This is a genomic window from Clostridium culturomicium (genome assembly GCF_000821305.1).
Taxonomy (GTDB): Bacteria; Bacillota; Clostridia; order Clostridiales; family Clostridiaceae; genus Clostridium_J; species Clostridium_J culturomicium.
In genome coordinates, this window is sequence record NZ_CCXK01000016.1 from 347,247 (window position 1) to 365,709 (window position 18,463).

General features: G+C 30.5%; 15 protein-coding genes. 1 reads left to right on the plus strand and 14 read right to left on the minus strand.

Features of this window, described 5'->3' with window-relative positions:
* Positions 1 to 30: 30 nt before the first annotated feature.
* The 7 genes from BN1075_RS11020 to BN1075_RS11050 form a co-directional block, all read right to left on the minus strand.
* Complete coding sequence (locus BN1075_RS11020; RefSeq protein ID WP_040193199.1) at positions 31 to 1,881, minus strand: glycerophosphodiester phosphodiesterase family protein; 1,851 nt, start codon at positions 1,879 to 1,881, stop codon at positions 31 to 33.
* 46 nt (positions 1,882 to 1,927) lie between these two features.
* The gene (gene msrB, locus BN1075_RS11025; protein ID WP_040193200.1) at positions 1,928 to 2,383 is read right to left on the minus strand and encodes a peptide-methionine (R)-S-oxide reductase MsrB; all 456 of its coding nucleotides are present in this window, start codon (positions 2,381 to 2,383) and stop codon (positions 1,928 to 1,930) included.
* A gap of 219 nt (positions 2,384 to 2,602) precedes the next feature.
* Positions 2,603 to 4,399 (minus strand): oligoendopeptidase F, encoded by a 1,797-nt coding sequence (gene pepF, locus BN1075_RS11030; protein ID WP_040193534.1) that lies wholly within the window; start codon positions 4,397 to 4,399, stop codon positions 2,603 to 2,605.
* Positions 4,400 to 4,514: 115 nt separating this feature from the next.
* A complete protein-coding gene (locus BN1075_RS11035) occupies positions 4,515 to 4,979 on the minus strand; it encodes a hypothetical protein (RefSeq protein WP_052406511.1) in 465 nt (154 codons plus the stop codon).
* 523 nt (positions 4,980 to 5,502) lie between these two features.
* Entirely contained in the window at positions 5,503 to 5,736 is a 234-nt protein-coding gene (locus BN1075_RS11040) for a hypothetical protein (protein WP_040193201.1), read from the minus strand.
* A complete protein-coding gene (locus BN1075_RS11045; protein WP_040193202.1) occupies positions 5,729 to 6,319 on the minus strand; it encodes a TlpA family protein disulfide reductase in 591 nt (196 codons plus the stop codon). Before BN1075_RS11045 ends, BN1075_RS11040 begins: the two co-directional genes overlap by 8 nt.
* Positions 6,320 to 6,327: 8 nt before the next feature.
* Positions 6,328 to 7,005 carry a cytochrome c biogenesis CcdA family protein gene (locus BN1075_RS11050; protein WP_040193203.1) on the minus strand — a complete coding sequence of 226 codons (678 nt, stop codon included), beginning with the start codon at positions 7,003 to 7,005 and terminating at the stop codon, positions 6,328 to 6,330.
* Between the two features lie 216 nt (positions 7,006 to 7,221).
* Between BN1075_RS11050 and BN1075_RS11055 the strand changes: the two genes are divergently transcribed.
* Positions 7,222 to 8,949, plus strand: a complete 1,728-nt coding sequence (locus BN1075_RS11055) for a WG repeat-containing protein (RefSeq protein ID WP_042387217.1) — start codon at positions 7,222 to 7,224, stop codon at positions 8,947 to 8,949.
* Between the two features lie 57 nt (positions 8,950 to 9,006).
* Here the strand turns inward: BN1075_RS11055 and BN1075_RS11060 are convergent, their stop codons facing one another.
* The 7 genes from BN1075_RS11060 to BN1075_RS11090 form a co-directional block, all read right to left on the minus strand.
* Positions 9,007 to 11,421 carry a sensor domain-containing protein gene (locus tag BN1075_RS11060; RefSeq protein WP_052406512.1) on the minus strand — a complete coding sequence of 805 codons (2,415 nt, stop codon included), beginning with the start codon at positions 11,419 to 11,421 and terminating at the stop codon, positions 9,007 to 9,009.
* A 167-nt stretch (positions 11,422 to 11,588) separates the two neighbouring features.
* Positions 11,589 to 12,386, minus strand: a complete 798-nt coding sequence (locus tag BN1075_RS11065) for a RelA/SpoT domain-containing protein (protein ID WP_040193205.1) — start codon at positions 12,384 to 12,386, stop codon at positions 11,589 to 11,591.
* A 170-nt stretch (positions 12,387 to 12,556) separates the two neighbouring features.
* Positions 12,557 to 13,303 carry an ABC transporter permease gene (locus BN1075_RS11070; protein ID WP_040193206.1) on the minus strand — a complete coding sequence of 249 codons (747 nt, stop codon included), beginning with the start codon at positions 13,301 to 13,303 and terminating at the stop codon, positions 12,557 to 12,559.
* A complete protein-coding gene (locus BN1075_RS11075; protein WP_040193207.1) occupies positions 13,303 to 13,959 on the minus strand; it encodes an ABC transporter ATP-binding protein in 657 nt (218 codons plus the stop codon). Before BN1075_RS11075 ends, BN1075_RS11070 begins: the two co-directional genes overlap by 1 nt.
* A 171-nt stretch (positions 13,960 to 14,130) precedes the next feature.
* Positions 14,131 to 15,507, minus strand: a complete 1,377-nt coding sequence (locus BN1075_RS11080) for a carbohydrate ABC transporter substrate-binding protein (protein ID WP_040193208.1) — start codon at positions 15,505 to 15,507, stop codon at positions 14,131 to 14,133.
* 323 nt (positions 15,508 to 15,830) lie between these two features.
* Complete coding sequence (locus BN1075_RS11085) at positions 15,831 to 17,246, minus strand: phosphoglucomutase/phosphomannomutase family protein (RefSeq protein ID WP_040193210.1); 1,416 nt, start codon at positions 17,244 to 17,246, stop codon at positions 15,831 to 15,833.
* A gap of 24 nt (positions 17,247 to 17,270) precedes the next feature.
* Positions 17,271 to 18,386 carry a phosphotransferase enzyme family protein gene (locus BN1075_RS11090; protein ID WP_040193211.1) on the minus strand — a complete coding sequence of 372 codons (1,116 nt, stop codon included), beginning with the start codon at positions 18,384 to 18,386 and terminating at the stop codon, positions 17,271 to 17,273.
* Between the last annotated feature and the right edge of the window lie 77 nt (positions 18,387 to 18,463).

Genomic DNA, 18,463 nt, shown 5'->3' on the forward strand with positions numbered 1-18,463 from the left:
ATTTATAAATTTATATACTCATATTACTCTTTATATTTTAACATGCTTCATTATAGACGTAATTCCATCTAAAAATCTAGTTACATAATTTACATCATCACTTTCATGGAGTGAAGTTTTAGTCCTTTGAACCATCCCAACATTATCCGATATAATATTGTCTACACCCATTTTAATAGCATTTTCAGCCTTCTTTTTATCATTTATGGTCCATACATGAACTTCCTTATCGAGAGCATGCATAGTATAAATAAGTTCTTCTTTTGCCATTTCATATCCAACTGAAATAAAATCTACATTCATTTTAGAGAAATCACCAATGCCAAAAGTTACAATTAGCCCAACATCTATAAGTGGATTAATTTCCTTTACAGTTTGTAAACTCTCATAGCTTTGTGATGAAATTATAACTCGATCCTCAAGCTCATACTCTGTTATCATATTAGCTACCAGTTCAGCTAATTTATCATTTTTTTTCCTCGGCTTTAACTCTATATTTAGTTTAACATTGTTCATTGATAATTGAAGCACCGCCTCCAAGGTTGGAATAGTTTCCCCCTTATACTTATCACTAAACTTTGAACCTATATCAATTTGCTGTACCTGCTCAAGGGTAAGCTTTTTAATAGATTTGCTAGAGCCAGTAAATCGCCTTAATGTATTATCATGAAATAACACAACTTCATCATCTAGTGTTGTCATTACATCTACCTCAACATAATCAGAACCTTCAATAATTGCTTCTACAACAGCTGAAATACTATTTTCAGGTGCCTTTAATGAGCTCCCCCTATGTGCTGTAATTTGAACCTCTTTATCCACAACCTTATTAAAAACAATAGATAACCCTCTACTGCCTGTAATAAATACAAACACTACTAAGATTAATACCATACACCTTTCCCTATTTTTCTTTACTAAACTAAAAGATTTCTTTCCTTCAATGTAATCTTGTGCAGTAAATACACGTTCCTTTACATGATAAAATTTATATTTATAATACACTTCCACTATAAATGAAAAAAATATTGGCAATGATATAATTGAAATAATAACATATCCAATAAAAAATATAATTAAACTTGAATTACTAATAATCTCTTGAATCATTAAGCTTCCTTCAGATAATGCTATAAAAAATAAACCAGTTCCAACGCAGCCTCCTAATAAAAATATCCTTAATCCATAATTCACAATTACCCAACAAATAATATAAATAAAAAATTTAATATTATTCCTCTTATATAATGCATAACTATGCTTAAATGCTACTTTTACGGAAACATCTTCTATAACTAATGATGGTATCACTAATATCCATCTTACAAGAATTATAACAAAAAGTATAACTCCTATTACTAACATAAACTGCCATCCTGAATGTTTCGAAAGCTGATATTTCACATAGTCTGGAATAGATAAACTCTTTATTAGTGCGTTATACAATCCAACACCTGCAAGGGGACCTATTATTGTAGAAATCACAATAATTCCAACTGAGTATAAACTGGGAAGCTTCTTAAATAGTCTTATTGAACTTATTAAACCTTCAATTATGCTTGCTCTTTTTTTATCGTGTGACCTTTTGGATATATACGTAAGCACACTAATTTCTATAAATACTGCTATAAAAGCAATACTCATCATTATTGCCATATATAGTGCTCCTTGATAACTCAAACCAAACTTTATAATTTGTTTATTAGTTATATTGTCTACTCCAATTTCACTTAAAAATCTATTTAAAATATAATAATTAATTGGTACAAAAATAAACCAAATAACTAGTTTATATAGCATTTCAAAAATCAAAGATGTTTTTATATTAAATAGAAAATTATCAACAGTTTTTTTTGCCATGTTTCCTTCACAATTATTCATACACCACACCCCATAATATCAAGCTAAAAGACACAATGGAATTTATCTATTTCTTTTCCCATTGTTCTAAGATATAACTATATCCCTCTTCTATTAGTTTATTCTTTGGTATGAATTTTAATGATGCTGAATTTATACAATATCTAAGACCACCATGACTTTCAGGACCATCACAAAACACATGTCCTAAATGAGCATCGCCTATATTACTTCTAACTTCTGTTCTAACCATTCCATAACTTTTATCAACTTTTTCCCTTATTAAGCTTCTATCTATTGGCTTTGTAAAAGCTGGCCATCCACATCCTGAATTAAATTTATCCTTTGAAGAAAATAGTGGCTCACCAGTGGTTATATCAACATAAATACCTTCTTCAAAATGTTCATCATACTCATTTGTATAAGGTCTTTCTGTACCATTTTCTTGAGTAACTCTATACTGCTCCTCTGTAAGAATTTCCTTTAGCTCTTCCTTTGACTTCTTTTCATATTTATGTTTCATCTTTAATCCTCCTATTTTTAATATTCTATAACCATCAAATATGGATGTTTTTCACAATAAAATTTATATTATCTATATAATTATTACCTCTTATTTTACTTTAATATATACCTTTTATACCTTTTGTTCAAATTAATTAACAACCACTTAATAAAATCACTAAAAAAGAACCACACATCCACCGTAATCCTCACGACTAATGTATGATTCTTTAAATTTCTATTTATTTATTTCTCTTTCAAGCATTTCTAAAAGTTCATCAAACCTATCAATTGTATCCTCAAGTGGCTTTGGAGTAGTCATATCTACACCTGCAGCTTTAAGAATCTCAATTGGATAATCACTACATCCTGCCTTTAAGAAGCCCTTGTATTTTTCTACTGCTTCCTCACCACCAGTTAAAATTTTGTTATAGAAAGAGTTTGCTGCTGCAAATCCAGTTACATATTGATAAACATAGAAATCTCTATAGAAGTGTGGAATTCTTGCCCACTCAATATCAATTTCACTATCTACAACCATTGCCTTTCCAAAATATTTTACATTTAACTCATGATAGATAGAATTTAAATCATCACTTGACAGAGCTTCTCCAGCTTCCATCTTTTCATGAACAATTAACTCAAACTCTGCAAACATAGTTTGTCTGAAGACTGTAGTCCTGATTCCTTCTAATTGTTGATTTATTAAATATAATCTCTTTAATTTTTCATCTTCATTTTTTATTAAGTAATCCATTAGAAGACACTCATTAGTGGTTGAAGCAACCTCAGCACAGAATAAAACATAATCTGCATAGGTATAGGATTGATTTTTTCTTGAATAATATGAATGAATGCTATGACCCATCTCATGAATCAAAGTAGATACATCCCCAACCTGATTATTATAATTTAATAGGATATAAGGCATTGAAGTATAGCTTCCACTTGAGTATGCTCCACCTCTCTTACCTTTATTAGGATAAACATCTATCCAACCATCTTTAACCCCTTCAGAGAATATACTAATATACTCTTCCCCCATAGGTTTTAATGCCGCCTCGCAAAGCTTAACTCCTTCTTCAAATTGAATATTAAACTTAGGAGTATCAATAATTGGCACATATAAATCATACATATGTATTTCATTTACTCCAAGAAGTTTTTTCTTTAAATCAACATATTTATGAAGTGAACCAATTCTATTATTTATAGTATTTACTACATTCTTATACACTTCAACTGGAATCTTATTTGGCTTTAAAGATGCTTCTAAACAAGATTCATATTTTCTTATCTTAGATTCAAATATGTTATTTTTTACTGATGCAGTGTAAGATGTTGAAATTGTATTTTCAAATTTTTTATAGGTTCCAAATAAGGCTTTAAAAGCCTCTTTCCTCACTCTTCTATCTTTACTTGTAATAAATGTACTATAGTTTGAATCAGTTAATTCAACCTCTACACCATCTTCATTTTTAATTTTAGGGAAGGTCATATCTGCATTAGTAAACATTGTGTATATGTTACTTGGAGCACTTAAACAATCACTAACCTGAGCTAAAATATTTTCTTCAGCTTCACTTAAAACATGAGGTTTACTTTCAAATATATTTTTTATATATTTTTCATAGTGCTTTAAACCTTCTGTTAAGTTAATCGATTCTTGTACTTCCGATTCTTCTAAGGATAAAAGCTCTGGTAAAAAGAAGGATGAAGTCCCACTAAACTCAGCTCCAAAAGTAGCTATTTTATCCATCATAACTTGATATTTTGAATTTGACTTATCTTCATCACTCTTTAAATGAGCATATACCATTAAATTCTCATATAACCCAAGAAGCTCTTCATAAGTTACAAGATAATTTAAAAGCTCACTTCCAATGTGCAATTTCCCTTTAAACTTAAGCAGTCCAGAAACATGTTCCTTAATTGCTTTAAAATCTTCTTCCCAGATTTCATCTGATGAATACATCTTATCAACTTTCCACTTATACTTTTCATCAATCTCATCACGAGTTTTAATTTTATCCATCATAACATACCTCCATTTTTAAATGTAAAATTTAGAATACTAACTAAAATTACTTTGGAATTTCTTTCTTATACACACTAAACTCTTTGCCAAACTTCCCACTACTCCACTTTACCTATTTAATTTTTTCTTTAGCTTTACTGCTAATTCGAGGTTTCTTTCTACACTTAACATTTTGAATTACGGTCTCTCTGACTCTAGCTTTTATATATACATTTCTTGCCATATCATCAAAGTCAAAATTACAACTATTCATAAGTGCTACAAAGGTAACTTTTTTCTTGCTTTTCTTCAATCTATTCACTGCTTTTTCGATTTTTTCGTTTATAACTTGAAGCTGCTTTTGAAATTCTATCTCTTTAAGAATGTAAGTCCTTAATTCTGGATACTTATATACTGTAATATTAGTAACCTCTGCTTCCTTAGCTACATTAGCAAACACAAGACGCTTATCACTATTTATTATCTCCTGGATTGCAGAATCTATTGATTTTTTGTACTTATCTACTACACTATCTTCTTCATAACAGCCATTTCCATCATAATAAAAACCTTCAACTTTAGTTATATAGTTTTCCATATCAAGTCCCTCATTACTGTATTAGTTGATTTTCTTTGGTTTAAAACTTATTACTCCCTAACCTTATAATTTTAAGCAAAAAGTTTCCCACTGAATTTTCTAATTTTTGATTTAGTAACATTATACCATATTGAAAAAATTCTTTAAATATATCTCATTCCTATTATATATAAAATAAAAATAACACAATAAAACAGTACCAACGCTTACATATTGGCACTGTTTTATTGTGTTATTAATTTTGCTTAAAATGTTGTAACAAAAGTATCTTACCTATGTTATAATTTTAACACTCTTTCAAAGGTATGTAAATAGTTTTTTTGAAAAATATAAATATTATTTCTATTGATTTGTTTATTTTACTTGCTTTGTGATAAAAAAATATAATTTTCTCTAAATGTCTTAGTATTCTTTTGTGTTTTTTTTAACTACACTCGCAAAAAAATTATAGATAAAGTACTTTATCTATAATTTAAGTTCCTTCTCCATTATTAACTTAAAATGTAGAACTACCTATCTTTTTTTAACTCTCAACCTTATGCTTTTTAATTTTTAAGTCATTTATATATGCTGTTACTACAGAAGCAAACAATATGAAAATCCCTAAAAATAGCATCCACCTATTATCATTTACAGGACATACCCCTGGTGGCAATGCTGACTTAACTTTATATATTTTATAGTAACCAAGGCCTCCAGTAAGTATTCCCATATAAAATAACCAGTTAGATATTTTGTTCCAATTAATTTTATTCATTGACTAACTCCTCAATCATGGTATTTAAAGTATCAGCATCAATTTTACCAACCTTATCTTCTCTTATATATCCATCTTTATCAATAAAAATAGTCCTTGGGATCCCTGAAACTCTATACCCATTTGCTACCTCTTGATCAATGTCTAGAAGCAGGTTTATTTTATAATTATTATTCTTCATATATTCAATGGCTTTTTCCTTTGTTTCGCTTCTTCCATCAGTCATATTTATCATCAGAATCTTCACTTGCTCTTCACTGAAGTTTTCTGAAGCCTTTTGGAAATAAGGCATTTCATCTTTACAATATCCACACCAGGTAGCCCAAAAGTTCAGCACAACAGGTGTACCTTCAAAATCAGACAGCTTAACTTCATTCATATCCTCATCATACACTGTAAAATCTGGAGCCTTATTCTTCTGCTTTTCACTTGAACTGCCTTCATCATTATTTGGTACTGCACTATTGCCCGAGCCATTAATTTGATCCTTGTATTCCTCTGTTAACCCATTATAAGCTGCATATACCAAGCCTAAAAATACTGCAAAACCAGCTATGCCTAAAATTAATTTTTTATTTTTCATAACTCCTCCTATGAACTTAATATTGATAAAATTCTATTTAAATATCCCGTCATCATTGCTATACCAATAGCAATAAGAATTATTCCAGAAATAAAATTAATTATTTTATAATTTTTCTTTATAAAATTCATTGTTTCCTTCAGTTGTCCTATAAGAACTGCTGAAATTATAAATGGAATACCAAGCCCTATACTATACACAAGTAACATAGATGCTCCCTTAATTATATTTTGACTATTTGCTGCAATCATTAAGGCTGAGCCAAGAAATGTACCTACACACGGAGTCCATCCTACTGCAAATACCATACCAAACACTATAGCAGATAAAAACTTAATGGGATTTACTTCTATGTCCATTTTATAAGATCTTTCTAAAAACCCTATTTTGAATAGACCTATATAATTTAGTCCAAATATAACAATTATTACTCCTCCAATTATATTGAGAACATTATAATACTCTTTGATAAAGTTCCCTAAAGTTCCTGCCACAGTTCCTAAGAGTGTGAATACAATTGTAAAACCTATAACAAAGCCTATAGAATTCTTCAAAGTACTTCCTCTATTTTCTCCGTCAGCATAATCTCCACCTGCAAAATAAGAAATATATATTGGTAGCATTGGAAGAATACAAGGTGATATAAAGGTGATAATACCTTCTAAAAACAATAAAATGTATTCCATATAAACCTCCTGTAGTTTATTTGTAAAATTTATTAACTAAAATTTATTATTATAAAATTTATAGCTTTAATATAACAATAAGAATACCACTTTTCAATAAATAACTTTTTAGTAACCTGTTAACATTTTAAGTACAAAAACATAAACAAATTCTTACTTGAACAATATCTATGCATAAATAATACACTAATAATAAATGCTTATTGGAGAAATATTATGTTAAAAGAATATACCTGTTCTGTTAATCTTTTTCCTGCCATGGTTAATACTAAAAAAGGTACTCTATATGGTTACATTAACTCAACAGGAAATTTTATTATTAAACCCCAATATACTAGTGCCATGGACTTCACTAAAAGTGGGACTGCTATCGTAAGCATGGATGACCTATGGGGACTTATAGATTCATCTGGCAACTATGTTGTTAAACCAATATATAATTACATTAATAACTTTGAAGATGAAGTTGCTGTATTTACACAAAATGGGACTACTGGAATAATGGATGAGCACGGTGTCATTATTCCAACTAACAACTATAGCTTTATTAATAATTTTAGTGAAGGTCTTGCTGTAGTTTCAATAAACAAAGATAATGAAACTCCCCTTTATGGATATATTGATAAAAGTGGAAAAGAGGTTATTCCTATATCCTTTAGCCAAGCTTTCTCCTTCAATAATGGTTATGCATTAGTTAAAACACCCACTGGCACCTATGAAATTATAGATAAAAAAGGAATTGTAAAAACCATGTTCCCATATAAATCTATGGGGAATTTCAATGACAATTATCTTACCTTTTCAGAAACTGAAAATGATTTAATAGGCTATGTTGATCTTGATGGCCACGTTATAGTCCCTCCTAAATACACCACGGCATCTCCCGTTGTTGATGATTATATAATCGCTAGTATATCCCCTAATTATCTAGGTAAATATGGTGCAGTAACTGTGACTAACCTGCCTATATATCCATATACTTATAACGACATCCAATATTTAAGTGATGGACACTTTGCACTTGGTATCCCTAGAAGTGAAAACAGCTTATTTATGAATAACCTGTATGCCTTAGGAAATAAAAAAGGCATTATCTTAACTAACTTTGTATTTAAAAACATTAGTAAATATAATAATTCCATAGCTTCTGCTTCAGACTTAAAATACACATTTTTCATTGATTTAAGAGGTATAAGGATTAAATACCTCCCTATCGTAGAGGGTACAGGTACCCTTTCAATAAAATGTGGTATAGTTTATGCTGACACCGATTATTGGCCAATGTATTTGAAAACGAATGGTGATATTATCTATGAACCTAACCAGATTATCCCACTAGATGATCTATATTCTGTTTTAATAGTAAAATATAAACCTAACGTAAATTACTTAATTTACTATCCTCAAATACAAGGGGTTACCCCTCTTAATATTGCAATACAAATAAATGCAAAATTAAGAGAGTTATCAGACTTAGAAAAAATTAATGAATCAACAGTTTTAGATTATGATAAGTATGGAAATTTTAGTATACTTTTCTTTGAAAAACACTTATTCATTCCAGAAATAAACATTTATAACTATCCTTTTGGCGCCGCCCATGGAATGACAACACGAAAAACTCCTAATATAAACTTAAAAACTGGTGAATTCTATACTCTAAGTGACTTATTCAAGGATGGTATTTACTGGACAAAATATATTAACGATATCATTTCAAATATGATTAAAACTGACCCTCAATATGAGTATGTTTATCCTGATGGCTTTAAAGGAATTGAAGAAAATCAAACCTTCTATGTAGATAAAGATAATCTATTTATCTACTTTACACCTTACGATATTGCTCCTTATGCTTCTGGCTTTGTAACCTTTAAAATACCCTTTATCGAAATTGACAGTTTAATTAATAAACAAGGCTCTTTCTACCAATCTTTCAACTAATATTTTCTAACACAAAACTCCTTAGGCTTTTTCCTAAGGAGTTTCTTAATTAAATTATTATTTACTTTTAAATGCAAGCTGTTCAGCCTCTGCTTTCGGTAATGGTTTAGAATAAAGATATCCCTGTATAAAGTCTATCCCCATACCTTCTAATATTATTAACTCATCATATTTCTCTACCCCTTCGGCCACCACCTTTAATCCTAAAGAATGGGTAGCTTCAGTGATTAATCCAATTAACTTTATATATTCAAATCCATTGCTCATATTACTTATAAAACTTTTATCAATCTTAACATGGGATAGTGGTAGCTTTACTAAATAACTTAAAGATGAGTATCCTGTTCCAAAGTCATCTAAGGCAACCTTCATTCCCAAATTCTTCAAAGCATTTATTTTATAAATATTTTCATCCAAATTTTCAAGTAAAACTGTTTCAGTTATCTCAACACCTATAGTTTCTGGATCAACTCCAACCTCATCAATAATATTTTTAACCTTATCAACAAAGTCACTTTCCATTATTTGGAGGGCAGATACATTTATAGAAACTATAATCTTTTCCATACGGTTCTCATTTATCTTTTTTGCAAATTTAAAAGATTCAACCATTATATATTCTTCAATTACATCTATAATATTTAATCTTTCGATAGTTCTAATTACATCAATTACAGGCATATGCTTGTACTTATCATTATTCCACCTAAAAAGAGCTTCAAATCCTAACAAAACATTATCTCCACTTATTTTATCTTTTCCATACTGTGGCTTAAAATAAACCTTTACTTCCTCATTATTTATACTTTCCCTTAGTGCAGTTTCAATTTCTTGATTAAATTTTCTTTCTGCCTCCAATTCTTCAGTATACATTATATATTGATTTTTACCTTGCTCCTTCGCCTTATATAACGCTAAGAACCCTTTTGTTAAAATTTTTTCAATATCTTGGTTTCTAGTACAACTTCTAACAACTCCTATGCTGGCAGAAACAAGATTTATTTTATCTTCATAAACAAACTCTACATTAGCAGCTTTTAAGACCTCACTTATCTTTCTCATCAGATTCTCTTCTGATAGAACTCCTTCAAAAATAATTACAAACTCATCCCCACCTGTTCTTGCAACAAATGCGTCTCCACAAGCCACTTTAATTCTTTGAGATATTTTTACTAATGCCTCATCTCCGTACCAATGTCCTAAGCTGTCATTTAATCTCTTAAAATTATCAAGATCAACTAGTAAAATAGTTAAGCACTTTTCACTATCCTTATCTCCATTATTAATATGTTCATACAGACTTCTTCTATTATCTAATCCAGTTAGCTGATCAGTATATGCAAGTCTTTCAATCTTTTCTTGATATTGCATTAGCTTAGTTACATCTCTTATTAACACAACAATTCCTATAACTCTTTGAAAATTATCAATTATTGGTTCCTTATGTACTTCCATAATTCTATACTTATCTTTAATTTTAACTTTTCTTTCAAAAATCTTACCACATTTGCCTTCAATTACTTCATTATCTTCTTCCTTAAATAAATCATAACATTCTTTACTTAAGACTTCACGTCCATCATTTCCTATTATGTCTTGCTTTTTTATATCATAATATTCTAGAAACTGTTTATTTAAATTGACAATTTTACCATTTATATCCTTAACACACACTCCAAATGGTATATTTTCAATAATAATATCTAGTTCAGCTTCCATATGCTTTACTTCTGTAATATCTGATGCAATACCTATTGTTCCACTTACGCGTCCATTTTCATCTATAACTGGAGATTTATAAATACACAATTGTGTTTTACCATCTGTATCTGGAACAGCAATCTCTGAAATTAACTGCTTACCAATTTCCATAACCTTAACATCTTCATCTCTATGTTTATTATTTAATTTACTCCCCCATACAAATGCATCTGTTTGGCCTTCAATGACTTCTGCACTTTTTCCACATATTTTCTCAAACTTTTTATTCACATGAATATATCTGCTTTCTTCATCTTTTATCCATGTCATATAAGGTATATTGTTCATTAAAGCTTTAAGCTGCATAGCTTTTAACTTACATTCATTTTTCATAGAAATATACTGGCTTAGAATCTTGACTCTTACATAAATCTCTTCGATGGTGTAAGGCTGAAAAATAACCTCCTTAACACCTAATTCTGTTAATTTATTAAATTCATCAACATTAGATAATTTTAAGACTCCTATAACTTCATATGTTCCTAAACTATTTTTGCTCTTAATAAAATTAATCCTCTCTCTTTGCAAATCAAAAGAGCCCTCATCCATAATTATTATATCAGGGTTAATATCATTAACTGTCAATGCCAATAAACTATTTACAGTAATAATATGGGCTTTTTCTTTATTTTCTTTAAAGATTTCTATTAAGTTTTTTTCTATTATTGAATCACTGCTTAATACTAAAACCGTTAAGTAATTTATTCCCAAATAAAATCCCCCCAATTTAACATGCATTTTTAGTATACCTAATTTGACAAGTTTTTCATAGCTTTTTTCATAATATGGTAATAAATTTTCTAATTTCATCATTATTAACAGAAAATATAAAATAACACGTCAAAATTTGTATTAATCTTAACGTGTTAAATATTTATTTATATTTTATTTCTCAGTATTTCTATTTCTCTTTTTTGAGCCTCTATAGTTTCTTTATAATCCAGTTCCTTTGCAGTCCATTCCTTCCCCAAATTATTAATTAAGGATGCCATTTCATCTGCACTTCCAACTAACCTATTAAATAGCATTAAATTAGATTTTAATATTTCAGGTATCTCGTGATGGGAATATCTTAAACTGTGGTCTATTTCTCCATAGCCTTCTTCAAATATTGTTCTTACCTGTATTTCAGCAATAACACGTTCATTTGTTGGATAAAACTCTACTAAGTAATGTACTGACCTGTATCCTGATACCCTCTCCTGAACCTCAATATTTAATTCATGAAATGCCTCAGTATTATCACCATCTCTAACATTTGCAGTAATTTCAATAACATTCCAAGTGTTTGTTATAAATTCATGAATATCACGCCATTGATCTTTAAATATATGAAGAACCCTTATTCCAATCAAGTCATTAATTTCATCTTTATAATTATTTACTGTAAAATTAAAATCACTGCCATATTTCTGTCTTCTATCCTTTGTTTTTCTAATGACCTTTTCAATAAGTCTATCAGGTTCTTTAAGCCTAGATTTAACTGAATGTACATTTTCACTGGATCGTAATATATTAGCAATAAAATTTGCTTGATTTTCATATGAAGTTACACAAGAAATATAATCTTCATATATTTCCTTAAGATTTTCCTGGGTAATATTACTTTCCTCAATAATTTCCTTCGTAAATGGATATTTAAGTAGAAATTCTTTCATATCAAAATGCTTTTTCATTGGTGTCCATCCTTCCACTGTTACATATCATTTTTATATTATCTACAAGTGAGCCTATAACCCTTTGATTTAGTCGCCCTATATTTACCACTTCAAAATAAAGTTATAAAAACTTTTTCTAATTTATTATATATTATTTCAAGAAATTTTCATAATAATGAAAGAAATTATTATATCTTCAACTGCTTTCTTTCATTAAAAAAGCTTTTATAGGATAAATACGTAGCCATCATTGTTGCTACAGATGAAGCAGATAAAATCATAAATGTAACCATTATCTGAAATTTTATTGCAATAAGTGGTGATGTGCCTGCCAATATAAGTCCCGTCATCATTCCTGGAAGAGATACTATTCCTAATGTTTTTGCTGAATCAATCGTTGGAATTATAGCAAGCTTTATACTTTCTCTTAATATATCCTTTGAAGCCTCTTTAGTGTCAGCTCCTAAAGATAATTTAACCTCAACTTCTACCCTTCTATTTTTGAAGGCATTATTTAGATTTCTATAACTTAGTCCTATAGCAACCATGGAGTTGCTTACTACCATTCCAGCAACTGGTATAACCTCATTAGGAGTAAATTCTATAGCTCCTGATATAACTAATACAGTCATGGTTACCACTGTACCAACTACTATGGAAATAAAGGATATGAAAACTACATTTTCGATTCCTGCTCCCCTTTTCTTCGTATTTGCAGCTGCATTAATAACCATAATTAATACAAGAACTATAATATATATTGGTTTTTGAAGGCCAAATATTACATCCAGAACATATCCAACAATTATAAGCTGAATTATAGCCCTCACAATACTAATAATAATTTCCTTCTCTAACCCCAAATGTTCCTTATAAGAAATAAATATAGGAATTAAAATTAAAACTGATGCTATAACTAAAGATATTGTATCCATTATTTTATCACCTCAACACTTCCAATCTTTCCTTCATCTATTGTTATTCTCTTATTAAATATTCCTTCACTCTGTTCTTTGCTATGGGTTATCCATAAAACCGTTACCCCTTTATGATTAAGTTCTTTTACATATTCCTCAATCACCTTAGCATTTTCCTTATCAAGAGCCGCTGTAGCTTCATCTAATAATATAATGTCTGGTTCAAAAATGAAATTTCTAATAAGAGCAATTCTCTGCTTTTCTCCTCCAGATAGAGACTTAACCTGCTTATCTAGAAAGCTTTCATCTAAATTAAATCTTTTTAAAAGTGCTATAACCCTAGCCTTGTCCATTTGTTTTTTTCTAATTTTAAATGGAAACTCTAAATTCTCGCACACCTTATCTCCAAATAAATGTGGAAGCTGGACACAGTAACTTATCTTTCTTCTTAACTCTAAAGGATTATACTCTTTATAGTTTTTTCCATCATAATACAACTCCCCAGATGTTATAGAAATTAAATCAGAGCATATCTTTAAAAACGTACTCTTTCCACTACCCGATTGTCCAACTATTGAAATACAATCACCTTTTTCAATATCTAGGGTTATACCATTTAAAATTTGAGTATTATCCGCTTCATAAGTTAAATTTTTTATACTTAATATAGCCATATTTTCCCTCCATTAGCTTGTTCTCCAGTATCAATCTAAAGATATAATATCATAGCTCCTTGTTATTTAACACCTTGAAGCTATTATTAACCTTTTACAAGATGACTATAAAAAAATTAAGCTGTTAAGAATCAGTTCTTAACAGCTTAATTATCTAATTTAAATATTTAACTATTTTATTATAGCAGCTCTCATTTTGTCAGTTGCATCTTGTAAGTCCTTCTGCCATTGTTCAACAGTCTTATCTCCACTCATTATAGAGTCGATAGTTCCACACCAAACTGCTTTGTAATCTAAGCCTTCAACAGCTTCAGTTCCTACAAAGCTTCCCATTACTGGAAGAGCTCCATTATCATATACTTGTAATAATTCAACTTGAAGTGGCTCTAAGTGGTTTTTAGCTATTTCAATTGCTCCAACTACTGGTACAGCAGCTTTTGCTTTTTCAGCAATTATTTCAACTGCTTCATCACTGTACATATATGCCATGAATTTCTTAGCTAAATCAGCATTTTTTGCATCAGCTGGAATATACATTTGCTCAAAGAAGTTGTAAGAGTATGAATCTCCACCCTTTTCAAATGCTGGGTAAGCCATGAAGCCCCATTCAAATCCGTCTGCTCTTGGAGCATCCTTCATTTCGTCTGGAAGCCAGTTTCCGTTAGGTACAAATAAAGCTTTGTTGTCTAAGATTAATTGTTGGTTTTTAGTAAAGCTTTGGCCATTTGCATTAGATACTACTGATGGCTCTATATAATCTTTTAATTTACCAATTGTTTTTAAAACTTTAGTTCCAACTTCGCCAGTCCAGAAGCCTTCGCCGTAGTTGTTAAATTCATTGTAAGCATCAATTCCGCCTGCTGCAGCTATCATAGCTGGGAATACAGCATCAAAGTATCCAGCAACTGGATAAGAGAATAAGTATATTCCATCAGCTTTAGCCTTATCGCCTAAAGCAAAGAACTCATCCCAAGTTGTTGGAAGCTCATAACCTTTTTCTTCAAATAATCCTTTATTATAGAATAAACCTGTTGGACTATAGAATAAAGGTGCTAAATAAGTCTTACCATCTCCATATGGAGCAGTAGCTGTTGTGTCTAAGAATCCTGGAAGAATCTTATCTTCAACTGTTACATCTTCTCCTGGAACAGTCATTTTTAATACATCAGAAAGATCAGTTAAAGCTTTTTCTTTAATAAATGTTTCAGTTAAAGCTTCTGGTCTTGATGTTGCTAAGTATATTAAGTCTGGTACATTACCAGCTTGGATTTGAGGTCTTATTACTTCTTCAATATTAGATTCAGCAGTAACCTCAACTTTAACTCCTTCATTAGCAGCTTCAAATTTTTCTATTAATGGTGCCCAGAATTCGTCACCATATCCTCCCTTAAGAGCTGCAATTTTTAACACTTGTTCTTCAGCTGCAGGCTTGTCCCCACCTGTAGTATCACTTCCTGCTGAGTCATCCCCTGATTTACTAGAACATCCTACAAAAGTTGTAGCTGTTATAGCCATGGCTAATAGCAATGATAATTTTTTAAATTTCATAGTTATTTCCTCCTTAACCCTTATGCCTTAATTTTATTGAAAATTCTAAAGCTTTGCAATAAGCTTATTGTTTTTTTTGTTATATATCTTGCTGGATTAACAATTTAGCTATAAAGTTTTTAATAAATAAAAAATTGTAGAATCATAAATAAATATCTAAGTACTTCAATAACTTTTCTACTATAATAAAAATTTATTTTAGATTTCTAAAAAAACTCTTATAAAAATACCTGTACATATTTATTATTTTAAAGCTTTCTACTTTTATTATATTTCTTAGATACTACTTACAATTCTACACTTTTATATCTACATTTCTTCTTCTATACTAATTTCAATGCCTTTTCAACAATATTGGAAATCTCCTGTGCTTTTTCCTCTGTATCCATTTCAGCAAATACTCTTAGCACTGGTTCTGTTCCTGAGAACCTTATAATTACCCAGCCACCATTTTTAAAATATACTTTATATCCATCAAGATATGAAACTTTTTCTATTTCATATGGAAAATCAATAGTTTCTTTATCAACCATAATAGCTTTCAGAAGAGCTTCTTTACGCTTTTGTGTTACTGAATAATCATTTTCTGTCATATATAAACGTCCATACTCATTACAAATATCCTCATAGATTTCAGACAAAGATTTACCTGTTACTGCAATCATCTCTGTTAAAAGTGATGCTGCATAAACTCCATCTTTTCCTTGAATATGCCCCTTCACGGTGAGACCTCCTGAAGATTCTCCCCCTATGATTGCATCTGTCTCTATCATTTTAGATGAAATATGCTTAAACCCAACTGGAACCTCATAGCATTCTTCTCCAAAACTGGTTGCAACTCTATCTAAAAGATGTGTTGTTGCAATGTTTCTTACCACAGGTCCGTGCCAGCCTTTATATTTGACTAAATAGTAGTATAAAAGAACTAATATGTCATTCGGATGGAGAAATCTTCCATTATTATCTATAACTCCAAGTCTATCCGCATCACCATCAGTTGCTATTCCCATATCATAGTGTCCGTCTATCACATAATTCTGAAGTGCTCTTAAGTTTGCTGCATTTGGAGTAGGAAGTTTACCACCAAATAGAGTATCATGTCTTTCATTTATAACATCTAGCTCGCATCTTGCTGTCATTAATATTGTTCTAAGGGAAGTCTGACTAACTCCATACATTGGGTCTAGAGCAATTTTAAGTCCTGCCTCTCTAATCTTCTCAACATCCACCTGTGATAAAATTTCATCTATATATTCATTAAATGGATTATGAATTTCAACCAATTGCTTTTCAACAGCTTCCTCAAAATCTATTGATTTTAATGCTTCATCCTCTAAAGCTCCAATATACTTTTCAACATCTTTTGTAGTAACTTCATCTGCATCTCTTCCACCCTTTATAAATAGTTTAACACCATTATAAAGTGCTGGGTTATGGCTGGCAGTTACCGCCATTCCATAGTCAAGATTCAGCCTCTTAACCTCAAACATAATCATAGGTGTTGGTACTGGCTTATCAATTAAAAGCACCTTTATACCTTCCTCTGCAAACACACCTGCTGCCCACTGTGAAGCTTCTCGTGATAAAAATCTTCTATCGTACCCTAAAACAATAGTTTTTTCTTTTACTTCTTCAACCTTCATTTTTCTGGCAACAGCTCTAGCTAACTGCTCAACATTGTTCTTTGTAAATTCATCCCCTATGATGGCTCTGAAACCACCTGTACCAAATTTTATCATATCTTCCCCTTCTTTCAGCTAAACTTAAACACCACTACACATTTTCACTATTTCATTAAGCTTTGACCACTTTTTCTCCATATCTGCAACAAGCTTCAATTGTGTTCTTGTACGATATAGATTTTGCTTGTCATAGCTTGTTTTATAATACACATCTCCATTTAAATAATCTCCAAGGAACCTTATTCCCTGTTCCAAAATAATAACCTTTGCCCCCATTGGAAGCATTTCAATTTCTTTTTCCGTCAGCACTCCTGCTGAACCTTCAATAAACCCTTTTGTAAAAGCTTCAAATAGTTCTAAGTCCACATATACTTTATCTAAGTCTTTCTCATCTTCTGCTGCATAGGTAGAACCACTTCTTATTGCATCTCCAAAATCATAAAGTGACAGCCCAGGCATAACCGTATCTAAATCTATGATACAGATACCTTCCTTTGTATCTTTATCCAGAAGAATATTCCCTATCTTTGTATCATTGTGTGTTACCCTTAAAGGAAGCTCACCAGACTCAAGGAGGTCTACTAAAGCTGCAGTGTCCTCTTCTCTATCTAAAATAAATTTAATATCCTCTTCAACTTCACTTCTTCTTCCAGCTACGTCCTTTTCAACAGCCTCTAGAAACGACTTAAATCTTTCCTTTGTATTATGAAAGTTTGGTATTGACTCAAATAAGGTGTCAGCTTTATATTTCGAAAGCATATTTTGAAAACCGCCAAAGGCTTTACCCGTTTTATATAAATCTTCTTTACACTCAATAACCTCAGAGGTTATTGAATTCTCAATAAACAATATACCTCTCCAGTAATTCCCCTTAGAGTCTTTAACAAAACTATTTCCATCTTTTGTCTTAACTACTGTTATGGTTTCTCTCAACGGATTGCCGCCTCTGCTTTCAACTACATCTTTTAAGTAATCACATACATTGCAGTAATTTTCCATTAACTTTTCTACATTTTTAAAAATATCATGATTTATTCTTTGAAGGATATATTTTTCTCGTTTCTCAGCATTTTCTGTTACCACTAGAAAGGTATCATTAATGTGTCCACCCCCAAAAGGTTTTACTTCAACAATGTCACCTTTAAAGTCAATGGCTTCAACAGCTTCTTTAACTATATCCAAATATTTATTTTCCATTTAACTTCTGCCCCCTTATTAATTAAGAATGTAGAATTAAGAATGTAGAATGATGGATAAAATTTCTTTGGAATTTC

Excerpts from the sequence above, each read along its gene's own strand:
- BN1075_RS11020 (WP_040193199.1), bottom strand. The coding sequence starts at position 1,881 with ATGAATAATTGTGAAGGAAACATGGCAAAAAAAACTGTTGATAATTTT.
- msrB (WP_040193200.1), bottom strand. The coding sequence starts at position 2,383 with ATGAAACATAAATATGAAAAGAAGTCAAAGGAAGAGCTAAAGGAAATT.
- pepF (WP_040193534.1), bottom strand. The coding sequence starts at position 4,399 with ATGGATAAAATTAAAACTCGTGATGAGATTGATGAAAAGTATAAGTGG.
- BN1075_RS11035 (WP_052406511.1), bottom strand. The coding sequence starts at position 4,979 with ATGGAAAACTATATAACTAAAGTTGAAGGTTTTTATTATGATGGAAAT.
- BN1075_RS11040 (WP_040193201.1), bottom strand. The coding sequence starts at position 5,736 with ATGAATAAAATTAATTGGAACAAAATATCTAACTGGTTATTTTATATG.
- BN1075_RS11045 (WP_040193202.1), bottom strand. The coding sequence starts at position 6,319 with ATGAAAAATAAAAAATTAATTTTAGGCATAGCTGGTTTTGCAGTATTT.
- BN1075_RS11050 (WP_040193203.1), bottom strand. The coding sequence starts at position 7,005 with ATGGAATACATTTTATTGTTTTTAGAAGGTATTATCACCTTTATATCA.
- BN1075_RS11055 (WP_042387217.1), top strand. The coding sequence starts at position 7,222 with ATGTTAAAAGAATATACCTGTTCTGTTAATCTTTTTCCTGCCATGGTT.
- BN1075_RS11065 (WP_040193205.1), bottom strand. The coding sequence starts at position 12,386 with ATGAAAAAGCATTTTGATATGAAAGAATTTCTACTTAAATATCCATTT.
- BN1075_RS11070 (WP_040193206.1), bottom strand. The coding sequence starts at position 13,303 with ATGGATACAATATCTTTAGTTATAGCATCAGTTTTAATTTTAATTCCT.
- BN1075_RS11075 (WP_040193207.1), bottom strand. The coding sequence starts at position 13,959 with ATGGCTATATTAAGTATAAAAAATTTAACTTATGAAGCGGATAATACT.
- BN1075_RS11080 (WP_040193208.1), bottom strand. The coding sequence starts at position 15,507 with ATGAAATTTAAAAAATTATCATTGCTATTAGCCATGGCTATAACAGCT.
- BN1075_RS11085 (WP_040193210.1), bottom strand. The coding sequence starts at position 17,246 with ATGATAAAATTTGGTACAGGTGGTTTCAGAGCCATCATAGGGGATGAA.
- BN1075_RS11090 (WP_040193211.1), bottom strand. The coding sequence starts at position 18,386 with ATGGAAAATAAATATTTGGATATAGTTAAAGAAGCTGTTGAAGCCATT.